At 47.1% G+C, this 223-nt stretch carries 1 pseudogene; it reads left to right on the top strand.

Annotated features, from left to right (window positions below):
- A pseudogene (locus AAEZ02_RS23695) lies at positions 1 to 223 on the top strand (IS4 family transposase); the annotation flags it as partial.

Below are 223 nucleotides of genomic sequence, written 5' to 3'. Positions count from 1 at the left end.
AAAGGGCCTATCTCCCCATGGCATTGAGGATGAACAACAAACTGCTTCTGGCTGATGCGGGCTATCCTGATTTTGATTATTTCGCCGATGTGGAACGCCATAATGGTTTCTATATTTTTCGGGGGGCAAAGTCACTCAACCCAAGAGTTGTTGAAGCTAAAAATGGCAAGGGCCGCGTGCTTGCTAAGCTTGCTGGAATGAAGCTAAAAGACATAACGCGTCG

This window comes from Shewanella sp. T24-MNA-CIBAN-0130 (genome assembly GCF_040310185.1).
In the GTDB taxonomy this organism is placed as follows: Bacteria; Pseudomonadota; Gammaproteobacteria; order Enterobacterales; family Shewanellaceae; genus Shewanella; species Shewanella psychromarinicola.
This window is presented reverse-complemented; position numbering and strand designations above follow the sequence as displayed.